Source organism: Arthrobacter globiformis, assembly GCF_030815865.1.
Taxonomy (GTDB): Bacteria; Actinomycetota; Actinomycetes; order Actinomycetales; family Micrococcaceae; genus Arthrobacter; species Arthrobacter globiformis_B.
The window spans coordinates 3,992,181-4,015,879 of sequence record NZ_JAUSXI010000001.1; the positions used below are offsets into that span (position 1 = coordinate 3,992,181).

General features: G+C 66.4%; 21 protein-coding genes and 1 tRNA gene. 4 read left to right on the forward strand and 18 right to left on the reverse strand.

Annotation, left to right across the window (positions count from 1 at the left end; translation table 11 throughout):
- Nucleotides 1–938: 938 nt before the first annotated feature.
- From QFZ33_RS18530 to galU, 7 genes are all read right to left on the reverse strand, one after another.
- A complete protein-coding gene (locus QFZ33_RS18530; protein ID WP_307029842.1) occupies nt 939–1,832 on the reverse strand; it encodes an SDR family oxidoreductase in 894 nt (297 codons plus the stop codon).
- Between the two features lie 96 nt (nt 1,833–1,928).
- Nucleotides 1,929–2,183 carry a helix-turn-helix domain-containing protein gene (locus tag QFZ33_RS18535; protein ID WP_307029844.1) on the reverse strand — a complete coding sequence of 85 codons (255 nt, stop codon included), beginning with the start codon at nt 2,181–2,183 and terminating at the stop codon, nt 1,929–1,931.
- Between the two features lie 275 nt (nt 2,184–2,458).
- Nucleotides 2,459–2,531: transfer RNA gene (locus QFZ33_RS18540), tRNA-Ala, on the reverse strand.
- Between the two features lie 44 nt (nt 2,532–2,575).
- On the reverse strand, nt 2,576–3,376 hold the full coding sequence (locus QFZ33_RS18545) for an SDR family oxidoreductase (protein ID WP_307029846.1): 801 nt from the start codon (nt 3,374–3,376) through the stop codon (nt 2,576–2,578).
- Between the two features lie 33 nt (nt 3,377–3,409).
- Nucleotides 3,410–4,387 (reverse strand): hypothetical protein, encoded by a 978-nt coding sequence (locus QFZ33_RS18550; protein WP_307029848.1) that lies wholly within the window; start codon nt 4,385–4,387, stop codon nt 3,410–3,412.
- 127 nt (nt 4,388–4,514) lie between these two features.
- Entirely contained in the window at nt 4,515–5,135 is a 621-nt protein-coding gene (locus QFZ33_RS18555) for a GNAT family N-acetyltransferase (protein ID WP_307029850.1), read from the reverse strand.
- Nucleotides 5,136–5,141: 6 nt separating this feature from the next.
- Entirely contained in the window at nt 5,142–6,047 is a 906-nt protein-coding gene (gene galU / locus QFZ33_RS18560; RefSeq protein WP_214855905.1) for a UTP--glucose-1-phosphate uridylyltransferase GalU, read from the reverse strand.
- Between the two features lie 87 nt (nt 6,048–6,134).
- Here galU and QFZ33_RS18565 point away from each other — a divergent pair, with 87 nt between their 5' ends.
- From QFZ33_RS18565 to cpaB, 3 genes are all read left to right on the forward strand, one after another.
- The gene (locus QFZ33_RS18565; RefSeq protein ID WP_214855902.1) at nt 6,135–6,746 is read left to right on the forward strand and encodes a 5-formyltetrahydrofolate cyclo-ligase; all 612 of its coding nucleotides are present in this window, start codon (nt 6,135–6,137) and stop codon (nt 6,744–6,746) included.
- A gap of 147 nt (nt 6,747–6,893) precedes the next feature.
- Complete coding sequence (locus QFZ33_RS18570; RefSeq protein WP_307029853.1) at nt 6,894–7,181, forward strand: FmdB family zinc ribbon protein; 288 nt, start codon at nt 6,894–6,896, stop codon at nt 7,179–7,181.
- A gap of 206 nt (nt 7,182–7,387) precedes the next feature.
- Nucleotides 7,388–8,134, forward strand: coding sequence for a Flp pilus assembly protein CpaB (cpaB, locus tag QFZ33_RS18575; RefSeq protein WP_307029855.1), 747 nt, complete (start codon nt 7,388–7,390; stop codon nt 8,132–8,134).
- A 111-nt stretch (nt 8,135–8,245) separates the two neighbouring features.
- Here cpaB and QFZ33_RS18580 read toward each other — a convergent pair whose 3' ends face one another.
- The 8 genes from QFZ33_RS18580 to QFZ33_RS18615 all read right to left on the reverse strand — a co-directional run bounded on the left by QFZ33_RS18580 (nt 8,246) and on the right by QFZ33_RS18615 (nt 19,403).
- Nucleotides 8,246–8,476, reverse strand: a complete 231-nt coding sequence (locus QFZ33_RS18580; protein WP_307029856.1) for a hypothetical protein — start codon at nt 8,474–8,476, stop codon at nt 8,246–8,248.
- Complete coding sequence (locus tag QFZ33_RS18585) at nt 8,473–12,603, reverse strand: AAA family ATPase (protein WP_307029858.1); 4,131 nt, start codon at nt 12,601–12,603, stop codon at nt 8,473–8,475. The genes QFZ33_RS18580 and QFZ33_RS18585 overlap by 4 nt, the downstream gene beginning before the upstream one ends.
- Before the next feature lie 150 nt (nt 12,604–12,753).
- Entirely contained in the window at nt 12,754–14,343 is a 1,590-nt protein-coding gene (guaA, locus tag QFZ33_RS18590) for a glutamine-hydrolyzing GMP synthase (protein WP_307029860.1), read from the reverse strand.
- Between the two features lie 71 nt (nt 14,344–14,414).
- Nucleotides 14,415–14,915 (reverse strand): DUF3817 domain-containing protein, encoded by a 501-nt coding sequence (locus tag QFZ33_RS18595; protein ID WP_307029862.1) that lies wholly within the window; start codon nt 14,913–14,915, stop codon nt 14,415–14,417.
- Nucleotides 14,912–15,757 (reverse strand): SURF1 family protein, encoded by an 846-nt coding sequence (locus QFZ33_RS18600; RefSeq protein ID WP_307029864.1) that lies wholly within the window; start codon nt 15,755–15,757, stop codon nt 14,912–14,914. The genes QFZ33_RS18595 and QFZ33_RS18600 overlap by 4 nt, the downstream gene beginning before the upstream one ends.
- Nucleotides 15,758–15,878: 121 nt before the next feature.
- Nucleotides 15,879–16,367, reverse strand: a complete 489-nt coding sequence (locus QFZ33_RS18605; RefSeq protein WP_307029866.1) for a PTS sugar transporter subunit IIA — start codon at nt 16,365–16,367, stop codon at nt 15,879–15,881.
- A gap of 50 nt (nt 16,368–16,417) precedes the next feature.
- Complete coding sequence (locus QFZ33_RS18610) at nt 16,418–18,169, reverse strand: glycerol-3-phosphate dehydrogenase/oxidase (RefSeq protein ID WP_307029868.1); 1,752 nt, start codon at nt 18,167–18,169, stop codon at nt 16,418–16,420.
- 97 nt (nt 18,170–18,266) lie between these two features.
- Nucleotides 18,267–19,403, reverse strand: coding sequence for a GuaB3 family IMP dehydrogenase-related protein (locus QFZ33_RS18615; protein WP_214852186.1), 1,137 nt, complete (start codon nt 19,401–19,403; stop codon nt 18,267–18,269).
- Nucleotides 19,404–19,434: 31 nt separating this feature from the next.
- Here QFZ33_RS18615 and QFZ33_RS18620 point away from each other — a divergent pair, with 31 nt between their 5' ends.
- The gene (locus QFZ33_RS18620) at nt 19,435–19,812 is read left to right on the forward strand and encodes a hypothetical protein (RefSeq protein WP_373427295.1); all 378 of its coding nucleotides are present in this window, start codon (nt 19,435–19,437) and stop codon (nt 19,810–19,812) included.
- Here QFZ33_RS18620 and QFZ33_RS24030 read toward each other — a convergent pair.
- The 3 genes from QFZ33_RS24030 to guaB all read right to left on the reverse strand — a co-directional run bounded on the left by QFZ33_RS24030 (nt 19,802) and on the right by guaB (nt 23,543).
- Entirely contained in the window at nt 19,802–19,951 is a 150-nt protein-coding gene (locus QFZ33_RS24030) for a hypothetical protein (RefSeq protein WP_373427296.1), read from the reverse strand. The genes QFZ33_RS18620 and QFZ33_RS24030 overlap by 11 nt on opposite strands.
- Before the next feature lie 11 nt (nt 19,952–19,962).
- Nucleotides 19,963–21,822 (reverse strand): ABC transporter ATP-binding protein, encoded by a 1,860-nt coding sequence (locus QFZ33_RS18625; RefSeq protein ID WP_307029870.1) that lies wholly within the window; start codon nt 21,820–21,822, stop codon nt 19,963–19,965.
- Between the two features lie 209 nt (nt 21,823–22,031).
- On the reverse strand, nt 22,032–23,543 hold the full coding sequence (gene guaB / locus QFZ33_RS18630; protein WP_307029872.1) for an IMP dehydrogenase: 1,512 nt from the start codon (nt 23,541–23,543) through the stop codon (nt 22,032–22,034).
- Nucleotides 23,544–23,699: the final 156 nt, after the last annotated feature.

A 23,699-nucleotide genomic window follows, 5' to 3' on the forward strand; every position in this document is an offset into this window, starting at 1 on the left:
GTGCCAGCCGAAGGTCCGCCAGCGCCATAAGCGCAGGCAGTTACGGCACGTCATCTCCGAGAGGCAGGGGCAGTTTGATCGGTTCATCGGCTTTCGTGATCAGGGCATCAGGGCACGTCGTGTCCTTCGGCGTGGAGCCCTTCCCTCCCCCAGACCCAACAGCTGCGTTGCAGGCGGCCACGGTGGGTGGGAAACAGGGAACTCCGCTGACGGTTCCACTGATTTACACCGGGGTCGCTTCGGGGCCCGTCCGCCTGGCTGTCGAGGTCCTCGGCGGAAGACCGAAGGTCACCGGGGCTGATTGGGAGGACATTCATGAGGTGTCCCTGGCGCTCCCTGAAGGCAAGACGTACTTCAACGAGCCCACAGGCTGGGACAGGAAGGACGTCGGGACCATTGAAAGGCGACGAGAAGGGCAGTTACCGCGCGCGGCGTCACGCCACCGGACGGGACACCCTTTGATGCTGTCGTGGAGTCACCAGTTGAGCGTCACCTGGTCCAGTTCTGGAGGGAGCCGCCGTCACCGATGTCTGTCCTGTCATCGCAATCAGAGGGAGGCAAGAGTGTGCCTCGCTTCATTGAGATGTGGCAGGGGCCGCCGGGCGCCACGGCCGGCAGCGAACCTCAACTGCTGTAGCCGGGAAGCGTAAAGAAGGACTTCGGATCGTCGGCTCCGAGCAGGTCGTGATGGAACACGATGGCATCCACCGGCCGGGTGTCCACGAACAGGACCGCGACCTCGCGGGAATGGACGACAGTGTACCGGACGGGCCCGTCCAGTCAGGAGTGGATGCGGTGTACTCCTCGACAAACAATCCGTCACCGAGCAGGCCCCGCTCCGAAAGCAGGTCGTAGACAACATTCCAGGCGAGACCCATCAACTCGTGGATGGCCGCCTCAACAGTTGGAGCCGTCATGCGACCATGCCACGTGCGCTGCTACGACGGATGGCTCGCCTGCTCACGCAGAAACACACTGGCGGGCTTGGGGCTGATTCCCCGCTGACGTAGAGGCTCATCGTCCCACGTGGCCTCGTAGAGATCCTGGTGCAGCCCGGCGCCGAAGACGGAGGCCAGTGCGTCGTTGCGGCGCTTGAGCAGACGCACGGCAAGACGGGCCACAAGGCGAGGCATCCGCTGGGTTTTCATCGGCCGGCCGGTCAGCTTTTTTGCAACGACGACGGCTTCGTTCTTTGACAGGGCCTCCGGGCCTCCGAACTCAACAAGGGCGGGCGGAGCAGGCTCGAGTGCTACAGCGCAAAGCAGGGCAGCGACATCTTCCGTAGCGACCCAACGCCTCTTGGTGTCTCCTTTGCCGATGATGGCTGCCTTTCCTGCGGCCATGTCGAAGCGTCCTAACGGCGCGAGATGGACTTCTTGGAAAGCGTCCGCCCGGACGATGACCGTTTGCATTGAGGAGCTGTGAAGCCGTTTCTCGATGGCGAGCTTGGCTTGTTCCAGCGGTGTACCGATGGCGTACTCCACCCCGGTGAAGGACAGGTAGACGAAGCGGCGCACGCCAACGGCCTCGGCGGCAGCGACTAGAGATCCCATACCCTCTTCATCTACATCTTTGATGGTGGACTGGCTGGTCCCTGCGAGCCGTCGCCCCATCGCCGTGGCCGTCGCGATCACAGTGTCAACGCCTTCGCATGCTGCCCGGAGGCTTGAAGGTACTGTGAGATCGCCTCGCACGACCTCCGCGCCCACCTCCTGCAAGAGCTCCTCGCGCTTGCTTTCCCTGAGAAGGCAACGGACCCGCTGCCCCTCCGAGCGCAACCGCCTGACAACACGGCTGCCGAGATCACCGGTGGCACCTACGACGAGAATCATGACGCACCACTTTCAAGCGACGAGCAGAATGGATGGAGCTTAGGGCCCAGTCCCTCGGGCGTCAACGGTCTCCCGCGCTGCAAACTGAGTCAGTCGTCAGCTACTCGTGTCCTCTTCCCCGTCGTTCGTCAGCTCGCCGGCCGCCACGCGCTCGGCGGTGCGCCGGTAGGCCTCGGCGATATAGTCCTCGAGGTCGTTGGCCCCGATGCGCCAGATGGCCCGGCCGCCGACCTGGATGGCGCGAAGCTCACCGGTCCTGATCAGTGACGGGATGAGGCTTTGCTTCACGTTCAGCTCTTTAGCCGCCTGGTCGATGGTCAGGAATCGGTTCTTCTTGGATTCATCGGGCACCTGACGATCCTATGTGCACGGGCGCTCTCATCGGGCTCGGTCTGCACCCGCCATGCTGCCGAACACGACAGCAGATCCCAGCACAGCGGCACCCGCGGCTACCACAAGCAGAAGTACTCCCCGAGGCTTCATAGTGGGAGCCTAATCCTTCGATTAGCCGCAGTCTTCCTCTAGGGCTCTTTCGACCGCGTTAGGTGATTCTTTGAGGAACCAAAACAGGCGGCTTGAAGAGAACGCATGCAGGGGATCCGAAGACTCAGAATCCCCTGCATTCGTGGAGCTAAGGGGATTCGAACCCCTGACCTCTTCGATGCGAACGAAGCGCTCTACCAACTGAGCTATAACCCCGTGGCGCCGTTTCCCGGAGGAACTCCAACGCCGGTTTCCCTAGGCTACAAATTTTCTTGCCGGTTTGCCAACCAGGCCTCAAATGTCGCGTGTCCGTAACGCTGTTCGGGCGCCAGGTTCTTTCCCTCACGCAGAAATCTGCCTGTCAATCCGGGCAGCGGCAGTTCGGTCACGAGGCCCCGGGCGCCGGTTATCCGTTTCCACGCGCCGGCCAGCGATCCCATGCTCAGCACCTCCGGCCCTCCGACCGTCTGCAGCGCGTGGGATCCACCGGACGGCGGCCCCAGCGCGGCTTCCAGCAGCGCCGACGCCACGTCGGCCGGGGAGATCGTCTGGAACCGGGCACCTTTGATCACCGGCACCAGGCCGACGCGGGAACCCGCGTCGAAAACCCCTGCCACCAGGCTGTGGAACTGCGTGGCCCGCACCGTGAGGGTTTCGAGCGGCGACCTAGCATACACGCGCTCCTTGTCCGCCTTTGACCGGTAATACGCGAGGGTGCTCTGGTCGCAGTTGACGATGGAAAGCTGTACGGCCCGGGCCACGCCCGCCGCCGCGGCTTCACCCAACAGCAGGGCGCCGCCGGCCGCATAACGCCTGAGTGCTTTGCCGGTCCGCGCTTCGAGGCAATCGACGACGACGTCGGCACCCGCCAGCGCTTCCGGCAACCCTTCTCCGGTGGTGACGTCCGCACGGAAGTAGGCGGCGCCGTCGTAATACTCCCGGGCGCCCGGGAGCGGCGGGTTCCGGCTCAAAACGGCGACGGCGTGCCCCAGCTCAAATGCCTGGCGCACCACTTCACTTCCAGCCTGGCCGGTGCCGCCGGCAACGCAGATGCGGACCATTACTGTGGCGCCTGGTGCTCCGCCGACGCCCGGCTACGCGCGCCGGCGCTGCAGGACGTCGTCAAGGTTGCTCAGCGCGCTCTGGGCCTTGGTCAGCGGCTTGGTGGGTGCGGCATTCGGGGAGGCTACAGGCGGTGCGGCGGCCGGACCCTGCTTGAGTGAAGGTTTGCCCACGGACTTCGGAGCCTCGGGCAGCGCCAGCGGCTCGGGTGCCTGACGTTCAGCTTTGGCCGCTTCAACGTATGTCGGCTTGGGAACTTCCACCGGCTCCCAGCTGGATTCAGGCGAGGCCGCCGGGCCCTGCACCGGGGCTGCGGCGCTTTCATCGCCGGCCGCAAGAGCAACTGCCAGTGCAGCCTCGCGAAGTTCGACTGCGGTGAGGGGCTTGGGCTTCGGCGCTTCCGCCTCGGCATCGAAGAGTGCACTCTCCCGGAGCTGCACAGGCTCCGGAGCTGGTGCCGCCTCCACGTGGCCCTCGGCGGCGGACTCCCGGCTGGCGGGCGGGCCCATGGCCGCTCTGAACGCGGCGCTGACTTTCCTGCGGCGGTCACGCACGGCGAGGCGCCGCAAAACCACGACGGCGGCAACACCGGTCAGTAACGCCGTGGCCGGAACCCAGGGGTTGCCGAGCCCAAAGAGGCGCAGGACCCCGGTCACAATCGCAGTTAGGAAGGACAGCAGCCCAACGAACGCGATTGCCGTCCGTCCGTACCGGATCCGAAAAGCACCGGCCCCCTTGGCGGCAGGCCTGCTGCCGGACGGAGCCGGGGTAAGGCCTGTTGCTGGTTCGCTGCTCTTCCTGGTGTCCATGCGTTTCTCCTGCTGGGCGGTCATATACACAACCGTCCCGGCTTGCGGGTTTGCAGTTTCGGCGTCGACGCTCTCCAGCGTCAGGTCACCGGCAGCCTGGAACTGATGCCGGCCGTTGCGGAGCACGTAAGGGGCAACCCAAACGATCCAGAGCGCAACAGCAGCCACAAGGATGACTGAGCTGCTAAGGGGGAAGTCCACAGACAAAACCGTATGAGGAATGTTGGGGCTCTTGTGGCATTCGTCTCGGTGTGTCGCGGCCGAGCTTCAAATCAATGGACTTATGTGTGGAACCCGGGTCTGACCAGCGGCTCTGTCGGTCTGCGGGTCAGACGGGCCTGACCCGCAGCCAGCGGCTGAGGAGTCCTTCGGGAATTTCCTCTGACGTCAGCGCGAAGGAGCGGTGGTCGGCCCATTCCCCGTTGATGTGCAGGAAACGCGGGCGGTAGCCCTCGTCCCTGAAACCGAGCTTTTCCACGACTCGCAGGCTTGGGCCGTTTTCGGGACGGATGTTGATTTCCATCCGGTGGAGGCCAAGCGTCCGGAAACAATGGTCGGTTGCCATCGCCACCGCCGTCGGAGCGATCCCATGTCCGGCCCGAGCCTGGTCCACCCAGTAGCCGAGAGTCGCCATCAGGGCGGATCCCCACACAATGGAGGAGACAGTCAGCTGCCCCACGATGACCGGGTCACGGAATCCGGGTGTCCACTCAGCGATCACAAACGGCAGCGCCGTGGCCTGGGCTGCCTGGGTATTCAGGGACCTGACCATCTGCCGGTAATCGGGCAGAGCCCCGCCCGGGATCGGATTGGAGGCCTCCCAAGGTGCCAGCCATTCGCTGTTTCGCGAGCGGACCTCGGTCCATTCCTTCCGGTCCCGGTACCTGATGGGCCGCAGGACAATATCCCCGCACTCCAGCGTGACCGGCCAGATGTGGCTGACCCTCATGAATGGTTACTCGGACAAACGGGCGGCAATTTGCGGAAGCCACTCACGCAGACCAGGTCCGAGGTCGTCGCTGTCGATGGCGAGCTCCACGCAGGCCTTGAGGTAGCTGAGCTTGTCCCCGGTGTCGTAACGGCGGCCGCGGAAGACCACGCCGTACACACCGCCGCCTTCACCGTCCCTGCTGGCCAGTTCCTGCAGGGCGTCCGTCAGCTGGATTTCGCCGCCGCGGCCGGGTTCGGTCTTTTCCAGCACATCGAAGACATCGGGGTGGAGCACGTAGCGGCCGATGACGGCCAGGTTGGAGGGCGCGTCTTCGACGTCCGGCTTCTCCACCAGCTTGTTGATCTTGACGAAGGCTTCGCCATCAATTTCGGAGATGTCCGCGCAGCCATAGGCACTGATCTGGGACGGTTCCACCTCGATGAGGGCCACGACCGAACCCCCGGTCTTCGCCTGCACGTCGATCATGATGCTGAGGAGCTCGTCGCGGGCATCGATGAGGTCGTCACCGAGGAGAACGGCAAACGGCTCATGGCCCACGTGCTGGCGTGCACGCAGCACCGCGTGGCCAAGGCCCTTGGGGTCACCCTGGCGGACGTAGTGGATGTCACCCAGGTTGCTCGCGGCCTGGATCGACTCCAGCTTGGCGGTGTCGCCCTTGGCCTCAAGCGTCGCTTCCAGGGTCGGAACGCGGTCGAAGTGGTCCTCGAGCGCGCGCTTGTTACGGCCGGTGATCATCAGGACGTCGCTCAGGCCAACCTTGACGGCCTCCTCGACGACGTACTGGATGGCCGGCTTGTCGACCACCGGCAGCATCTCCTTGGGCATGGCCTTGGTGGCTGGCAGGAACCTGGTGCCGAGCCCAGCAGCGGGGATCACGGCCTTGCGGACTGAACAATTAGTGGAAGTCACTGTTCTAATCTATCCGAGGGAACATTCATACGGTAAATGCTTCCGGCAGCGGCCGGCCGCCTGCCGCTGCGACAAAGGAAGAGACCCATGCCAACAGGGACCATGCCTTCGAAGGACGTCATCCGCTCCCGGCACCGGCAAATCCGGGCCATGATGACGCCGGCGGACCTCTCAAACGCCGGCGAGGGCATCGCCTCCCATGGCCTGCCCTGGGCCGAGGCTATCGCTGCCGGCAACCCGGCCACGTTCACCGCCTACCTCGGCGTCGATTTCGAACCGCCAACCCTTCCCCTGCTGCACGCCCTGCATGAGGCAGGCCACAGTATCCTGCTCCCGGTCTGCGAGCCGGACCGCGAGCTCAGCTGGGTCTTCTGGACTCCGGACAGCGAATTCGTCCGCAGCCGGTATGCGCCCATCCAGGAACCGGCCGGTGAGCGCCACGGCCTGGACACGGTGCGGGCTGCGGCCGGGATGTTCATGCCGGCGACCGCCGTGGACCGCAGCGGAAACAGGATCGGACAGGGCGGCGGCTACTACGACAAGTTCCTGGCTGCAGCCAACGCCGGCGGCCTGCACCTTCCGAAGGCCGCCATCATTTACGACTCCGAGCTCCTGCCCGCACAGACCATTCCGGCTGAAGACTTCGACCGCCCTGTCGAGGCAGTGCTCATGCCCTCCGGGCTGGTAGCCTTCGCGTGACCTCTCCCGGCCGGGATGATAGAATTGGCACTCAGGCCCTGCGACTGCTAATGGAGTCATTTCCGCCTCGGTGATCCGTCAAGGAGAATCCGGGAAATGAAGCCAGGCAGCACGGGACCTGTCGTTTGTCCAAGAGGAGGATCTACAGTGCCCACGTATGCCTATGCCTGCAAAGATTGCAGCCATGCCTTCGACATCGTGCAGTCTTTCACCGACAGCACTCTGACGTCCTGCCCCGAATGCCAGGGCACGCTTCGTAAGAAGTTCAACAGCGTCGGCGTGGTCTTCAAGGGCTCCGGCTTTTATCGGACTGATTCGCGCGATTCCAAGGGAAGCACCGTCTCGCCCTCCCCCGCCGCGTCAGCACCGGCTGCCCCCGCCTCCTCCTCGTCGTCTTCATCATCGGCTGCCCCGGCAGCCGCAGCCGCGAGCTAGGCGAGTCCCTGCGGCACCTGCCGCCTTCAAACTTTGAGAGTCCGGCCGGGTTTACCCGGCCGGGCTCTTTTGCTTCGCCGCTTGTTCCAGGGCCCAAGGGTCCGTTCCCGCTTTCAGGGCAGTCCTTTGATGCGTTTCGGGCCGGCTTTTCCACATACGGCTCCCGGTGCCTGTCATCGGCCAGCAGGGGCCCGTAGCGTGGCGGCATGCCAGCTACCGGTATTTTCCCTGCAAGGGCATCCCGCCCGGCCGTCCGTCCCGGGCGCCGCAACGCTTTGCCCGGTTCTGCCGCCCGTCCGCGCCCGCGCGGACGGCGCTTCTCGGGATGGCTGAACCGTAACCGCCGTCTTGCCGTGGCACTGCTCCTCTCCGCGGCCGCGGGGATCGCCGTTCACCAGCTGACTCCTGCCCCTGCCCAGACCGTGAGCGTTCTGGCCGCTGCCCGTGACCTTCCGGCCGGAGCGAACCTGAACGGCAATGATGTCAGGACCGTCAGCGTTCCGCCGGCCATGGTGCCGGACGGGACTTTCGCTGACAACTCCGGAGTGGACAGCAAGCAGCTGGCAGCGCCGCTCCGCAAGGGCCAGCTCCTCACCGATGCGCAACTGGTGGGTCCAGGCCTGCTGACGGGAGCGCCGCCCGGGTCCGCTGCGGTGCCGCTGCGAATGGCAGACCCATCATCCATCCAGCTGGTATCCCCCGGACAACTCGTGAACGTGGTCCTGACAAGCGGCAACGGCTATGAGCAGGCATCAGCCTCGAAGGTACTCGCCAAGTCAGTGCCGGTCCTGTGGACCTCCGGCCAGGAAGGCCAAAGCGGCCAGTGGCTTGCTGCCGGGGATTCGGACGGGCTGCTGGTAGTGGCCGCCACCCCTGCCCAGGCCAGTGCCCTGGCGGGCGCGTCAACCCAGGGAAAGCTGTTTTTCGTTCTGGTGGGAGCCGGTGCCCGGTGAGCCCGCCCGTGCGAGTCCTCTGCCCCGGGCGAACCCTCTGGTCTGCGCGAATCCGCCGGTCCGTGCAAATCCGCTGGTCCGCGCAAATCCGCAGCGTGTTTGTCCGGTTGCTCAGCCCCAGTGCGGGGGCTTCTGCTCCTTCAGCCACGCGTCGTGGTCGTTGCCGGATTCCGCGTCGCCCCAGGCGCGCGGATCGTCCTCGGCAGCCCTCTTGGGAACGGCGACTGTCCGCGGCTGCGCGCCGGCTTTGGTGCGGCGCACCTTTGCGGGCTTCTCCCCGGCCGCGGCCTGCTCATCTTTGCGCTCGGTCCCGTCTTTGCGCTCGGCCCCGCCGTCAGTCACACCGGGCCCTCCTTCCGTTCCGTGGCCGCCCCGTCCAGGCTAGTCTCAGAACCGAAGCCTACTCCGGCGCCCGCGGCCTCGGAATTGGAAGTGTCGTGGTCCGTTTGGTCAACGTCCGCCTGATCGGTGCCGGTCTGACCAGCGTCCGTCCGATCAGCGTCTGTCTGATCCGCCTCCGGCTGGTCAACGTCCCTCTGATCAGCATCCCGCTCGTCAGCATCGTCACGGCTCAGCTCGTCGCCGAAACGGTCATCGAGGTTCTCGTAGGCGGTCTCCTGCCCCGGCTCAGGCTCGAGGTCGCCCACCGCGAGGGTACTGACGTCGTCATCCAGGAAGAATCCCGGTGCGCCAACCGAGCGAACCGAAGGCGAAGGCTTCTCAAGCCCGAGGTAGCCGCCGATCCTGTCGGCGCACGCCGAGGGGTCGGTGAAGACCTCGATGGTCCACAGCGGCATGTACCGCCAGCCGAGCCGCTCCAGCAACTGGGGGCGCAGCCGGCTGCGTTCCCGGACTGTCATCTGCCGGTACTGCTCGGTGCCGTCCGATTCGATGGCTACCGGCCGAGGAATATCGGCGTCGTCCTGGCCCATGGTGCTGAGCGGATCCGCCGCGGCCACCACATCGATGGCGCCGTCGTACTGGTGCCACACGCGGGCACCGCGGGCCCGCAGCCGGTCGCCGAGATCGGCAACCAGCGGATCGGCCCCGAGGGCCTGTTCACTGGCCGCTGCCCGGGATGCAGGAGTCCCCAGGTCGGTGTTTCCGGAGATCTCACGGTCCAGAAGTTCGAAAAGGTCGACGGCGCCGTGGGCCAGTCGAGTCCGGTCAAGGTCCTCCGGCTTGAAGCACGTCAGGACGTGCAGCGACTGCCGTGCCCGGGTCATGGCCAGGGCGAACTTGGCCCGGCCGCCCTCGGCGGACAGCGGACCGAAGCTGTGCAGGGCCCGGCCGTGCGGCGTCCGCCCGTAGCCCGGCGAAAAGATCACACGGTCGCGGACCAGCCCCTGGGCGCGTTCCAGGTCCACAACCCGGAAGGATTCTTCACCTGCCGTGAAGAATCCGGACAGCGAGGGATGGTTGGGCAGCTGCAGCCGGATGGACTCGCCGATGCGTGCCGCGTGCCGAAGGCTGGCGGTCACCACAGCCAGCGAGGTCCGGGGCTGCAGCCGGGCGTGTTCGAACACGAGTTCAACCACCCGCTTGACTTCGGCCACCACCGATTCGACACCCTCATGGTCCGCGCTGGGCAGGCCGGTGCCGTCGGGCAGATACTCCACCGTCAGCGCACGGTCCAGCCCGGTTGCCGATTGTCCCTCCGGCAGGCGGCGGAGGCCGCCGTCGTAGAAGTTCTTGCTCAGCTGCAGCACCAGGTCCTCGTCCACCGCGCGGTAGACAGAGCGCAGCGGCGCCGTCGGCAGCACCGCCGAAAGTGCGGTGAACGCGCTTTCGACACTGTGGTGCGACTGTTCGCCGGCGGCGAGCCGCTCCACCGCGACCGTAAAGGTGCGGGGGCTGGCTATCCTGTCGTCGCCGAAGACGATCACCTGCCGGGCGCGGGCGACGGCCGGAAGCACCGCCTGCAGCGACGTCGCCTCGGCGTCCAGGATCACCACGGCGTCAAACTTTTGCTCGGCCGGGAGGAGTCCGGTCATGAGGTAAGGGCTGACCGACCAGACGGGCACCAGCATGGGAACCAGCCCGGGCGCCTGCGCCGTCAGCGCAGCCAGCGTGACGCGCCCGTCCTTGAGCAGGCTCCGGAGCAGGTCCGCCTGGCGGGGATGCTCCTCGATGCCCGCGCGCCAGCGCTCGGCCAGCTTCCATCGCAGCCGTCCGGCGCCGCTGACGATGTGCGCGTTGTCCGCGAGCCGGTACTCCGCCTCAAGCTGGCGCAGCGCGTCGCCGTCGGACATGGCAAGGTAGTCGTCTCCGCTGATCATCGCTTCGAGCGCAGACTGCCACCAGGCCAGGTCAAGTTCGGCAGCGACCGACCCGGCCCCGACCTCGCGTTCCGAGAGGTCCGCCAGCAGCTCCCCCAGCCCGTGCTCGCGCATGTTCTCGATGAGCAGCGTGCGCTCGGGCAGGGTCTGCAGCGTCTGTGTGTCCGCGACCAGCCGTTCCAGTCGCTCCATGAGCTCCGGGTAGGGAATGTTTTCGAGCGAACCGCCGGCGGCCGTATGCCGCAGAGCGTCGCCCAGCATCTTCATCTCGCGGGTCAGTCCGCGGTGCATGACGCTGATCTCCGCCAGGCCGGACGGCACCGCCGGATGCCGCTGCGTGGTGGCGTACCCGGCCCACTGGACACGCTGTTCCTGGACCAACACCAGAGAACTGTGCAGATCCGCAATGTGCACGCCCGGGCGGACGTACTCCTTGGCCACCCGTCGCAGGCGGGACCGCTGCATCGAGGCCATGTCGATGCCCCGCTCCCTGCGCCAGGACGAGGACGCCGTCGCCGAAATCAGGTCGGTCACAGGCCGGTCGAAAATATCGGGGGTGAACTTGTCCAGGCTTTCGCGGACGGCCACCAGGAGCTTGAGCTGGGAGCCCCATTCGGCGAAGGTGGTGCCCAGACGGATTTCGGCGTGGCTGGCCACGTCCTTCATACGTTCCTGCAGCAGCGGCAGCTTCTTCGCCACCGCACGCGCCAGCTCCTGCGCTTCCTCGGTTTCCTTGCGGGTCACCAGCCGTGCACCGTGCCAGGGGCTGGTGGTCGATGCCCTGCTGAACGCACCGAGTTCGGCGGCGCGCTTGAGCCGGCCGGCCAGCTCCTCGCGGTCCCGGATGCTGTCCAGGACGCTGCGCTTGAGGCGGACGGTGGTGGCCGGGGCGGGCTGGATGGACGTCAACTCGGCGAGAGACTGCATGGCCTGATACGGCGAGCAGCCCCACCGCTGCCGCACGTTGTGCAGCGACGCGACGTGGTCAAGAAGCGCATGGCGGTGCTCGGTGAGCGTCTTGTGCAGGCTGCCGAGCCGCGGCTCTTGGGCCTTCTCATTGCGCACGATGGAGCGCACCAGCTGGCCTTTGAGCTGCTGCGGTGTTGCGTTTCCGGACAGCTGGAAAAGGATGGAGTCCAGGCCCAGGTTTTCGAGGCGTCCGGCCACCTGGTTGAGGCTGGCTCGCCGGTCGCCCACCACCAGGACGGTCTTGCCTTCGTCCACGAGCGCACCGATGGTGTTGATGGCCGTCTGCGTCTGGCCGGTGCCGGGCGGGCTGCTGACCACCAGCGAGTCCCCTGCACGGACGGCGTCAATCACATACTGCTGGTCGGCGTCGGCGTCGAGGAGCAGGAGCTCTTCCGCCGGGTCCCGCTCGTCCACGCTGGGGAAGCGCCCGGGCTGGAGCGCGGGCACGTCGACGATCTCACCCGACGCTGCCTTGGCCAGCGAGGCCACGAGTTCGTTCTGGCCGTTGATCCACGGATCGTCGAGGTTGCCGGAAAGGTCCGCGAAGGTCGAGACGAGCAGGTTGTGCTCCACATCGGCACCGTGGATCGGCTTGACCAGGGTGCTGATCCGGTCCAGCACGGGCAGGGGGTCGAACCGCGCAGTGCTGTACGCCATCCGCGTCACGGCGTTGACGTCGAACACGATCCCGTGGATGGTTTTCAGGTGACGGATCAGGGCCGGGTTGATGCGCGCCTGCTCCGTAAGTTGAAGTTCGTAGTCGTCTTCCCCGGGCCGGATGGTGAGCGACATGGCGGTCAGCATCACCGGCGCCGAGACACGCTGCGGTTTGCCCCCGACGGCGGAGGTCCACACCACGGTGCCGGCCGAGAAGTACCCTGCCTCGATGCCGCGGTCATTGGCCAGTTCGAAGATCTTGGAGCGCAGGTTCCGGCAGGCCCGGGCGGCCACGACGTACTGCTGCTGGTCACGGATCAGCGTGGAGAGCCGCGTCCGGCGCCCGGCCATGAGCTGCGCCAGGCCCGAAGGATGCGCGTGCGTGAGGTCGATGGAACCCTCGGGCGTCTTGGTGAAGCGCAGCATGGTGTCTGCCCCCGTAACGGGCTTGAGCCCGGACAGCCATTTCCTGAGCTCCTCCGAACCCTCGGAGTCGACCTGACCTACTGACACTGCTGCCTTCTTTTCTGTGCTTGCGCGTGACACCTTGGACCATACGGGCATAGTTTCGAGCGTAGCCGGAAACCGCCGCGGTTGAGAGACCGCAACACTGGGACGGCCCAAGTTGCGGCGCATTTCGCACCGTTGCCGGCCATGCTACCCGGGAGTGCAAAATGGCCGGCCTCCCTGCGGAGGCCGGCCATTTTCACAACTCTATTCCCACTCGATGGTTCCCGGCGGCTTGCTGGTGACGTCAAGCACCACCCGGTTGACGCCGTCCACCTCGTTGGTGATCCGGTTGGAGATCCGGGCCAGCAGGTCGTACGGAAGCCGCGACCAGTCGGCCGTCATGGCGTCCTCGGAGGAGACGGGGCGCAGCACGATCGGGTGGCCGTACGTGCGGCCGTCACCCTGGACGCCGACGCTGCGGACGTCCGCCAGCAGCACCACGGGCATCTGCCAGACGTCGTTGTCGAGTCCGGCAGCGGTCAGTTCAGCGCGGGCGATGGCGTCTGCCTTGCGCAGCAGGTCCAGGCGTTCCTTGGTGACTTCGCCCACGATGCGGATTCCCAGGCCGGGACCGGGGAAGGGCTGGCGGCCGACGATTTCCTGCGGCAGGCCGAGCTGGGCGCCCACGGCACGCACCTCGTCCTTGAACAGCGCGCGCAACGGCTCGACGAGCTCGAACTGCAGGTCCTCCGGCAGACCGCCCACGTTGTGGTGGCTCTTGATGTTTGCTGCACCCTCGCCGCCGCCGGATTCGACGACGTCCGGGTACAGGGTGCCCTGCACGAGGAACCTGATCTTTTCGCCATGCGCGGCGGCGTCGGCGATGATCGCGCGCTCGGCCTCTTCGAAGGCCCGAATGAACTCGCGGCCGATGATCTTGCGCTTGGTTTCGGGGTCGCTGACGCCTGCCAGCGCCGCCTGGAAACGCTCCTGCTCGTTGGCCACGTAGAGGTTTACGCCGGTGGCGGCAACGAAGTCGCGCTCCACCTGCTCGGCCTCGCCTTCGCGCAGCAGTCCGTGGTCGACGAAGACACAGGTCAGCTGGTCGCCGACGGCACGCTGGACGAGGGCTGCGGCAACGGCCGAGTCCACGCCGCCGGAGAGGCCGCAGATGACCCGGGCATCACCGATCTGCTTGCGGATGCGCTCGACCTGCTCCTCAAGGATGTTGCCCGTGGTCCAGTTCGGTTCCAGCCTGGCGCCCTTGAAGAGGAAGTTCTCCAGCACTTGCTGGCCGTAGGCGGAGTGCTTCACTTCGGGGTGCCACTGCACGCCGTACAGGCACTTCTCCTCGTTGGCGAAAGCGGCAACTTCCGCACCTGCCGTAGTGGCCAGCACCTCGAAGCCCTCGGGAGCCTCGTGGACAGAGTCACCGTGGCTCATCCAGGTGTTCTGGTGCTGGGGCATTCCTTCGAGGACGGAACGGCCTTCGCCGAGGATGGTGGTCTGGGTGGAGCCGTACTCCCGCAGGCCGGTCTTGTCCACCTTGCCGCCGAGGGCGTTGGCCATGGCCTGGAAGCCATAGCAGATGCCGAAGACCGGGATGCCGGCCTCGAAAAGGTCGGCGCCGACGCTTGGGGCGCCGTCTGCGTACACGCTGGCGGGGCCGCCGGAGAGGATGATGGCGGCAGGGTTCTTGGCCAGGAGCTGCTCAGTGCTGTGGGTATGCGGAACCACTTCCGAATACACATTCGCTTCCCGGACGCGGCGGGCAATCAGCTGCGCGTACTGGGCACCGTAGTCAACAACCAGCACCGGCTTCTGGGAAGTCTGGGATGCAGTGGGAGTAGTCACCGTACTAGCCTACTTTGCGCGCTTGTCCCGACGCATCTTGAGCGGGCCCGCTGTGACGCACGGAACGCGGATCAGTAGCGGCTGGCGGCCTGAGGGTTGGCGGCCAGCTCAGCCTCAACCTCGGCGTGGAACTTCTTCTCCACGATGAAGGACAGCAAAGGGACCACGCCGCCGAGTGCCAGCAGGATCATCTTGGCGAACGGCCAGCGCATCAGCGTCCACAGGCGGAAGTTGGACATCAGGTACACGACGTACATCCAGCCGTGGACGATGAGCACGGTCACGGACACGTTGAATCCGCCGAGGACGCCCTTCGGTTCCGCCTGGGCGAAGCCGAAGCCAAACGGCTGGCCGGTCAGGGCGTCCGTACCGCCGGCGAAGAGGTACTGGCCGAAGCCGTAGCGGGCCACCAGCTCCGCGCACAGCAGCAGCAGCATGGCACCCGTGAGGTAGGCCATGACCTTGTAGAACTTCAGGGCGGAGCGGATCTGCGCCTCCGTGCCGCCAAAGCGTCGCTTCTTCGCCGCCCCGGAAGGGTTCGAGGGCTGGATGGCCGGCTTGGGTTCGATCATGGCTGTACCTTTTGTTGGATCTCGTTGGGTTGGGTAGGTTCGGGTCCGCCGCGGCCACCGGCGTCATCCTCGGCGTCCTCGAGGCTTCTGCGGTAGTCGTCCTTGACCAGCCGCCACCAGATGAACAGTGCGAAGCCGGCGAAAACGATCCACTCCACGGAGTAGAACAGATTCAGCCAGTTGACCTTCGCGGCCGGGGGCTGGGCGGCGATGCTGAGCGGCTCCAGGCCGCTGCCGGCGGCAGCACCGACGTCGGCCGTTCCTGACTTTTCCGCCGTGGCGGAAACGAAGGCGGGGTAACTGCTGACGTTCCAGGCGTTGATGAGTTCGGCCACAGAGACTGCCGTCGCCCGGCTGGGCTCAGGGGCCGTGTTGGGAACCGGGGCCTCGGACGGCAGGAGCCGTCCCGTCAACCGGATGACGCCCGACGGCGGGGCGCTGGCGTCGGCGGGATCGGCGATCCAGCCGCGGGCCACCGGTATGTAGGTTTTCGGCGAGGCTGCCGCGCCTTTGAGTACCGGGGCGTCTGTCACCGCGAAGGCCGTGACCACCCAGTATCCGGTCTTGCCGTCCTTAAGGCGGCCCGGCACCAGGACCTGCTTCTCCGGATCGTAGGTGCCGAATGCTGTGACCATCTGGTCCGCCACCGAGCCGCGGAAGAAGTCGCCGGGCTGCAGGGTCTTGGTCAGGGCCTGGACCTGCTCCGTGGTGGGGCTGACCGGCACTTCTGGCTGCGTGGAACGGCCGAACTGCCATTGGCTCAGGAGCACAAAGACGCCCGAAACGGCGATCGCAAAGACCAGGCCTGCGATCCACCGGGGCTGGAGGGCTGTTTTCCACACCCCTTAACGTTACTTCGTCCGCATGTAGAACAACGAAACGCCTGCCCAGGAGCGGGGCTTAGAGAGCAGCCGGGTCCCTACGTGGCGACGGAGTCGACACGAAAGGGCCTGCCCCAATCTCTTAGTGGTCGAAGAAGACCAGGCTTGAGTTGATGAGCTCTGCGATGATGTCGGCATCGTAGGCCCGGCGCAGCGACTCCCGGAACGATTCCTTGGACAGGGACCGCGCCAGGGTGGCGAGCACTTCGAGGTGGTCGGAGAACGAACTCGCCGGCGTGGCGATGAGCAGGACCACGGTGGCGGGGCCGTCCGCGGCCCCGAAGTCGAGGGCCTTGCCGTATTTGGTGATCCCGACGGCGATCGAGGTCTCGGAGACAAACTCGCTGCGGGCATGCGGCAGGCCCACTCCCCCGGGCAGGCCGGTGGCCAGCTGGTGCTCACGGGCGTTCACGTGCCCCAGGAAGCCCTCGAGGTCTGAGACGCGGCCGGCGTCATACAGCTTCCGCGCCAGCTGGCTGGCCGCGTCCACCTTGTCCTCGGCATCCAGCTCGAGGATCACCATGTCCGGTGTGGTGAGCTCGGCATCATAACGGTCCAGTGGTTCCGCCAAGTGGTGTCCCTTCAGTGAGGCCGGGGCCTGTCCGGCGGCGGTCTGCGAAATCAGCGCAGCGGAACGATGTCCTCCGCGCCCAGCCGGGCAGCATCGGCCGATTCATCATCGGGCTGCTGCTGACTGAGCCGTTCGGCTTCCACCCGCGCAAGGTAATGCTTGATTTCGCTTTCCCGCTGCGCATCGCTCCAGCCAAGAATTTCTCCCATAAGCTTAGCGACTACCGGTACGGCAGACACACCACGGTCCCACGCCTCGATGGAAATGCGGGTGCGCCGGGTCAGGACGTCGTGCACGTGCCGGGCGCCTTCATGGGTCGCCGCGTAGACTGCCTCCGCCTGCAAGTAGTCGTCCGCACCGGGCAGCGGTTCGGCCAGTTCGGGCCGGTCCTGAATGATGGCCAGCACCTCCGACGTCATGGATCCGTAGCGGTTCAGCAGGTGCTCCACGCGCGCCACGTGCACCCCGGATTCCTCGGCGGTCCGGTTGCGGCGGTTCCAGGCGGCCTTGAACCCGCTGGCGCCCAGCAACGGGATGGTCTCGGTGCAGCTCGGCGGCACGCGCTCGTCCATGCTGCGGACGGCTTCGTCCACGGCATCCTTGGCCATGACGCGGTACGTGGTCCACTTGCCGCCGGCCACCACCACCAGGCCGGGCACGGGGTGGGCCACGATGTGCTCGCGGGAGAGCTTGGCCGTGGAGTCGTTTTCCCCGGCCAGCAGCGGCCGCAATCCGGCGTAGACACCTTCCACGTCTTCCCGGGTGAGCGGCCGTTTGAGGACCTTGTTGACGTGTTCCAGAAGGTAGTCGATGTCCTTGCTGGACGCCGCCGGGTGGGCCTTGTCCAGGTGCCAGTCGGTGTCCGTGGTACCGATGATCCAGTGCCGCCCCCACGGGATGACGAACAGCACCGACTTCTCCGTCCGCAGGATCAGCCCCACCGTTGACTGGAAGCGGTCCCGCGGCACCACCAGGTGGATGCCCTTGGACGCGCGCACCTTCAGCTGGCCCCGGTCGGTGACCATGGCCTGGGTTTCGTCCGTCCAGACCCCGGTGGCGTTGATGACCTGCTTTGCGCGGATGTTGAAGTTGGAGCCGTCCTCGCGGTTCACCACCTTGGCGCCCACCACACGTTCGCCTTCTCGCAGGAAATCGACGACGGCGGTCTGGTTGACCGCGTGCGCGCCGTAGTAGGCGGCGGTCCGCACCAGGTTTGCCACGTACTTGGCGTCGTCCACCTGGCCGTCGTAGTAGCGGATCGAGCCGACGAAGGCGTCGTCCTTCAGGCTCGGGGCGGCGCGCAGGGTGCCCCGGCGCGACAGGTGCTTGTGGAACGGCACGCCCCGCTTGTGCCCGCCGGAAATGGACATGGCGTCGTACAGCGCGATGCCGGCGCCGATGTACGGCCGCTCGACGAAGTGTTTGGTCAGCGGGTACAGGAAAGGCACCGGCCGGGCCAGGTGCGGCGCCAGCTCGGAAAGCAGCAGCCCCCGTTCCTGCAGCGCCTCCTTCACCAGAGCGAAGTCGAGCATTTCCAGGTAACGGAGGCCGCCGTGGATGAGCTTGGAGGACCGTGATGAGGTCCCGGCGGCCCAGTCGCTGGCTTCCACGATGCCGACGCTCAGGCCGCGGGTGACGGCGTCGAGGGCCACACCGGTGCCGACAATGCCGCCGCCGACGATGAGGATGTCTAGTTCCTTGCCCGGCTCCGTTGAAGCCTTTAGCGCGGCCAACGCGGCCTCCCGCGCCTCGGGGCCGAGTGCACCCCTGGTCACCGCCGGACGTTCACCGAAACCGGTCATGACAGGCCTCCATCCTCATCGAACGTTGTAGTTCACCAGAGTACTTCGTACGTCTGCCGATGGGCAGGGTGCGGACTGTGTTGCCGGGGGCCGCAGGTCAGTTGCCGGCGTAGGGCGAAACCACGACGTCGACCCGCTGGAACTCCTTGAGGTCCGAGTAGCCGGTGGTGGCCATGGAGCGGCGGAGCGCGCCGATCAGGTTGGAGGTCCCGTTGGTGTGGTGACCCGGACCGAAGAGCACCTCTTCCAGCGGACCGACAGTTCCGATGTTGACCCTGTCGCCGCGGGGCAGCTCCAGGTGGTGCGCCTCCTGGCCCCAGTGCCAGCCCTTTCCGGGGGCCTCCTCTGCCCGGGCAAGGGCGGTGCCGAGCATGACGGCGTCGGCGCCCATGGCGATCGCCTTGACGATGTCGCCCGAGGTGCCCATGCCGCCGTCGGCAATCACATGGGCGTAGCGTCCGCCGGACTCATCCATGTAGTCGCGGCGGGCGGCAGCGACGTCGGAGATGGCGGAGGCCATGGGCGAGTGGATGCCCAGGGCCCGGCGCGTGGTGGTGGTGGCACCGCCGCCGAAACCGACCAGAACGCCGGCCGCGCCGGTGCGCATGAGGTGCAGGGCGGGCGTGTAGCCGGCGGCGCCGCCCACGATGACGGGGACGTCGAGTTCGTAGATGAACTGCTTGAGGTTCAGCGGCTCGTGGTCCTTCGAGACGTGCTCGGCGGAGACCGTGGTTCCGCGGATCACGAAGATGTCGACGCCGGCGGCCACCACGGTCTTGTAGTGTTCCTGGGTGCGCTGGGGGGTCAGGGACCCGGCCACGGTGATGCCTGCCGCGCGGATCTCGGCCAGACGCGACGTGATCAGTTCAGGCTGGATGGGTGCCTGGTAGAGCTCCTGCATCCTGCGCGTGACAGCCGGACTGTTGGTTTCGTCCGCCAGCGCGCCGATCTCATCCAGCACGGGCTGCGGGTCCTCGTACCGGGTCCAGAGGCCCTCGAGGTCCAGGACGCCCAGGCCGCCGAGCTTGCCCAGCGCAATGGCCGTCGCCGGGGACATGGCGGAATCCATGGGTGCCGCGATGACCGGCATGTCGAACTTGTAGGCATCGATCTGCCACGAGACGGAGACGTCCTTGGGGTCACGGGTGCGACGGTTGGGGACGATCGCAATGTCATCCAGGGAGTAGGCACGACGCCCACGCTTGCCACGGCCAATCTCAATCTCGTAAGTCACTGCTCTAGGTTATCCCAGCTACAGTGGCCGAATGGGCGGACGCTGGGTCTTCGACGGCCACATCGCAGGCATCGGGACGGGCTCCGGACTGCGCGCGGTGGTGGGGATCTGGCAGGAATCGCCCTTCGGTCCGTTCGCGGATGCGATGGTCCAGCTGCCGACGGGGCGGCGGGTATTGCTTGCTCCAACCGACGAGGTGGCTGAGTTCATCGCCGCCACCTACAGCTTCGAGGAGGTCCGCGTCGTGGACGTCTCTGCCGTGCTGGCAGGGCTATCGTGGACGGTCGACGCCGGTCCCTTGGCTCTCCGGGCCATCTGGCCGCTGTCAGCCCGCTGGCGGCGGTGGCCACCAGGGGAGCCCGGACCTTCGGCACGGCGGGGAACGGCAGGCTCGAGTATTACGGGGTGAGCGACCTGCACCACATCAGCTCCGCCGTCGCCAGCTGGGAGGGCAGGGACGCCGGACCGCTGTCCACCATCAGCCCTCCGGTGACCTTCGGATTCAGCAGCGTCTCTCCGCGGCCCAGCCTCGCCCGGGTCCGGACCACTGTGGCGGAAGCTAGATCCCCCCGGCCTCCTCAACACTGAGCTGGGACTCGAACATCCGGAAGTACCGGCCGCGTAGAGCCACCAGTTCCCGGTGCGTGCCCTGCTCCACGATCCGGCCGTCCTCCAGCATGTACACGATGTCGGCCTTCTCGATCGTGGCGAGCCGGTGGCTGATGGCGATGATGGTACTACTGCGCTCGGCGAACAGCCGGGTGAAGATGCGGTGCTCTGCCAGCGCGTCGATGGCGGAGGTCGGTTCGTCCATGACCATGAAGGAGGCGTTCCGGTAGAAGTTGCGCGCCATGGCGAGCCGCTGCCACTGCCCCCCGCTCAGCCCGCTCCCCTTGCGGCCGCGCGGATCCTCCATCCAGTTGCTGACATGGTTGTCCAGGCCGTTGGGCAGCTTATTGATGAAATCCAGTGCCTCGGCATCGGCGGCCGCCCGGCTGATTCGCTCGTCGTTCCGGGGCGAGTCGACGTCACCGAACAGGATGTTTTCTGCAGCGGTGGCGAACTCGTACTTGAGGAACTCCTGGCTCAGCACCGCCAGGTGGCGGTGCCAGGAGGTGACGTCGACGGCGGCGAGGTCCACCCCGTCGAGCATCACCTGCCCGGAATCCGGGCGGTAAAGCCCCGCCAGGATGCGGATCAGGGTGGACTTCCCGGCGCCGTTCTCCCCCACGATGGCGATGTGCTGGCCCTCGCGGATGGTCATGCTGATGCCGCGGATCACTTCGATGTCACTGCCGGTGTACGTGAAGCGGATGTCGCGCAGTTCGACGGTCTTGGGTGCCTCCAGCAGCGGGGGTGCGTGGCTGGAGTGGACGGGCAGGGCCATGAACAGCTCGTAGTCCTTGAGGTTGGCGAGGTCCTCATCGATCGAGCTGAGCGAGGACACCAGGTTGTTCGCCGTGGACAGCGCCCGGCTGACGATCTGCTGGACGTAGAGGAACTGCCCCACCGGCTGGGCACGGGCGATGATCTGGCCGACCACCCAGATCAGCGAGACAACTTCCGCGGCGTACTGCAGGGCGTCGGCGGCCAGCTGCATGGGGATGTACCGCTTCTGGAAGTCCAGCCGGCGCTTCTCGTCCGCGTCCCGGAGCCGGGAGCGCAGTCCCATGAGGTATCCGACGATCCCGTACAGGCGCATCTCGGCGATGTGCTGGGGGCGGAGCAGGTTGGTCTCGATCATCCGCCGCTGCCGGCGCGAATCCACCTGGGTGTTCCAGTGCGCGATCTGCTCGCGGGACAGCTTGAACTGCAGGTAGACGCTGGGGACGATCGCGACGAGCACGATCACGGCGATCCACCAGCTCACCAGCAGCAGCGCGCCGATGGCCAGGATCACCGACACCAGCTGCGTGAAGATGGCCGCGATCCGGTCCAGGACCCTGGCGTAGGAATCGGAGAACCGCTTGGCGCGGTCGTAGAGGTCCACCGTTTCCTTGTCGTCGTAACGCCAGAAATCCAGCGCAAGGAATCGCTCGTACATCAGGTCGCCCACGATGGCACCCACCCTGAAGCTCATGAGCTGCTGAATGTAGCGGTCCACGCTGCCGAACGCGCCCCAGAACAGTCCGAGCGCCGCGGTGATGATGACGTAGACGATGGCCTGCCGGCCGGCGGCGGCGTCCCCGCTGTAGGCGGCCGCCAGCGCAGTGGTTGTCAGGCCGGCGAAATAAGTGGTGACCAGGGGCAGCACCGCCGAGATCAGCGATCCGGCCACCTTCATGAGCACGGCACCCGGCGAAGCGCGGAAGCTGACGCGCAGGACCTGGGCCACAGCGCGGGCGTAGGGCTTAAGTGCCAGCCGCCGCCGGGGTTCCCGTTTCGGGTTCAGTTCGGCGGGATGGCGAGGTTGGGACATGGCTCCAGCCTAGTCCCGGGCGTGTCCGCCGGTTGAGCCTGCGAAACCGAGGTTTCGGCAGGCTCAACCAACGGCGGTTTCGGCAAGCTCAACCAACGGCAGTTTCGGCAAGCTCAACCAACGGCGGTTTCGACACAGGCTCAACCAGCGGCGGTTTCGACAAGCTCAACCAGCGGCGGTTTCGACAAGCTGAACCAGCGGGACTGGGCCTAGCGGGAACCGTAGTTCGGCGCCTCAACCGTCATCTGGATGTCGTGCGGGTGCGATTCCTTCAGCCCGGCCGGGGTGATCCGGACAAACTTGCCGCGGGCCTTCAGCTCGGCAACGGTGGGAGCGCCCGTGTAGAACATGGTCTGGCGGAGGCCGCCCACCAGCTGGTACGCCACCGAGGCCAGAGGGCCGCGGTAGGCCACGCGGCCTTCGATGCCCTCGGGGATGAGCTTGTCATCGCCGGAGACGTCGGCCTGGAAGTAGCGGTCCTTCGAGTAGGACGTGTTTTTGCCGCGCGACTGCATGGCGCCGAGGGAGCCCATACCGCGGTAGCTCTTAAACTGCTTGCCGTTGACGAAGATGAGCTCGCCCGGGGATTCGTCACAGCCGGCCAGCAGGGAGCCGAGCATCACGGTGTCAGCACCGGCGACCAGCGCCTTGCCGATGTCGCCCGAGTACTGGAGACCGCCGTCGGCGATCAGGGGAACGCCGGCCGGAATGGCCGCCTTCGCCGATTCGTAGATGGCGGTGATCTGCGGAACGCCCACACCGGCCACCACGCGGGTGGTGCAGATGGAGCCCGGGCCGACGCCCACCTTGATGCCGTCGGCACCGGCGTCGATCAGCGCCTGGGCGCCTTCGCGGGTGGCGGCCTGGCCGCCGATGATGTCCACGTGCGCCGCGACCGGATCGGACTTCAGGCGGCGGATCATGTCCAGCACACCCTGCGAGTGGCCGTTCGCGGTGTCCACAAAGAGGGCGTCCACGCCGGCGTCCACCAGCTTCATGGCGCGTTCCCAGCCGTCACCGAAGAAGCCGATGGCGGCACCGACGCGCAGCCGGCCCTCCTCGTCCTTCGTGGCCAGCGGGTACTGCTCGGCCTTGGTGAAGTCCTTGGTGGTGATGAGGCCCTTCAGGCGCCCCTGCTCGTCCACCAGCGGGAGCTTCTCGATCTTGTTCGTGGCCAGCTTGTGCGAAGCTTCCTCGCGGCTGATGCCGACGTGGCCGGTGACCAGCGGCATCTTGGTCATGACGTCGCTGACCAGGCGGATCGGGAAGTCCGACTCCGGCACGAAGCGCGTGTCGCGGTTGGTGACGATGCCGAGGAGGCGGTTGCCGTCGTCGACCACGGGAAGGCCGGAGACGCGGTAGCGGGCGCACAGCTCGTCGAGTTCCAGCAGCGTGGCCTCGGGACCGATGGTGAGCGGGTTGGTGATCATGCCCGACTCGCTGCGCTTGACGCGGTCCACCTGGTCAGCCTGGTCGTCGATCGCGAGGTTGCGGTGGACGACGCCGAGGCCGCCCTGGCGTGCCATGGCGATGGCCATGCGGGACTCGGTGACGGTGTCCATGGCCGCGGAAAGCAGCGGCGTCTGGACCGTGATGCGCTTGGAGATCCGGGAGGACGTGTCGGCCTCGGAGGGGATCACGTCGGTGTGGCCGGGAAGCAGCAGGACGTCGTCGTACGTCAGGCCGATGAAGCCGAAGGGGTCGTGCTCGGGCTGGGTCATGAGTGCGCCTCTTACCTTGGTTTACAGGTTCACGGGTAGGGGTTGCAGCCGATGACCAGCCCGTCATTACGGGACTGGCCTGTGCAGGGGTGGCTCGGGGCCAGGAGGTGGTTCTGGAGGAATTGAATTAATACTAGAACCTTGGCGGCGATCCCC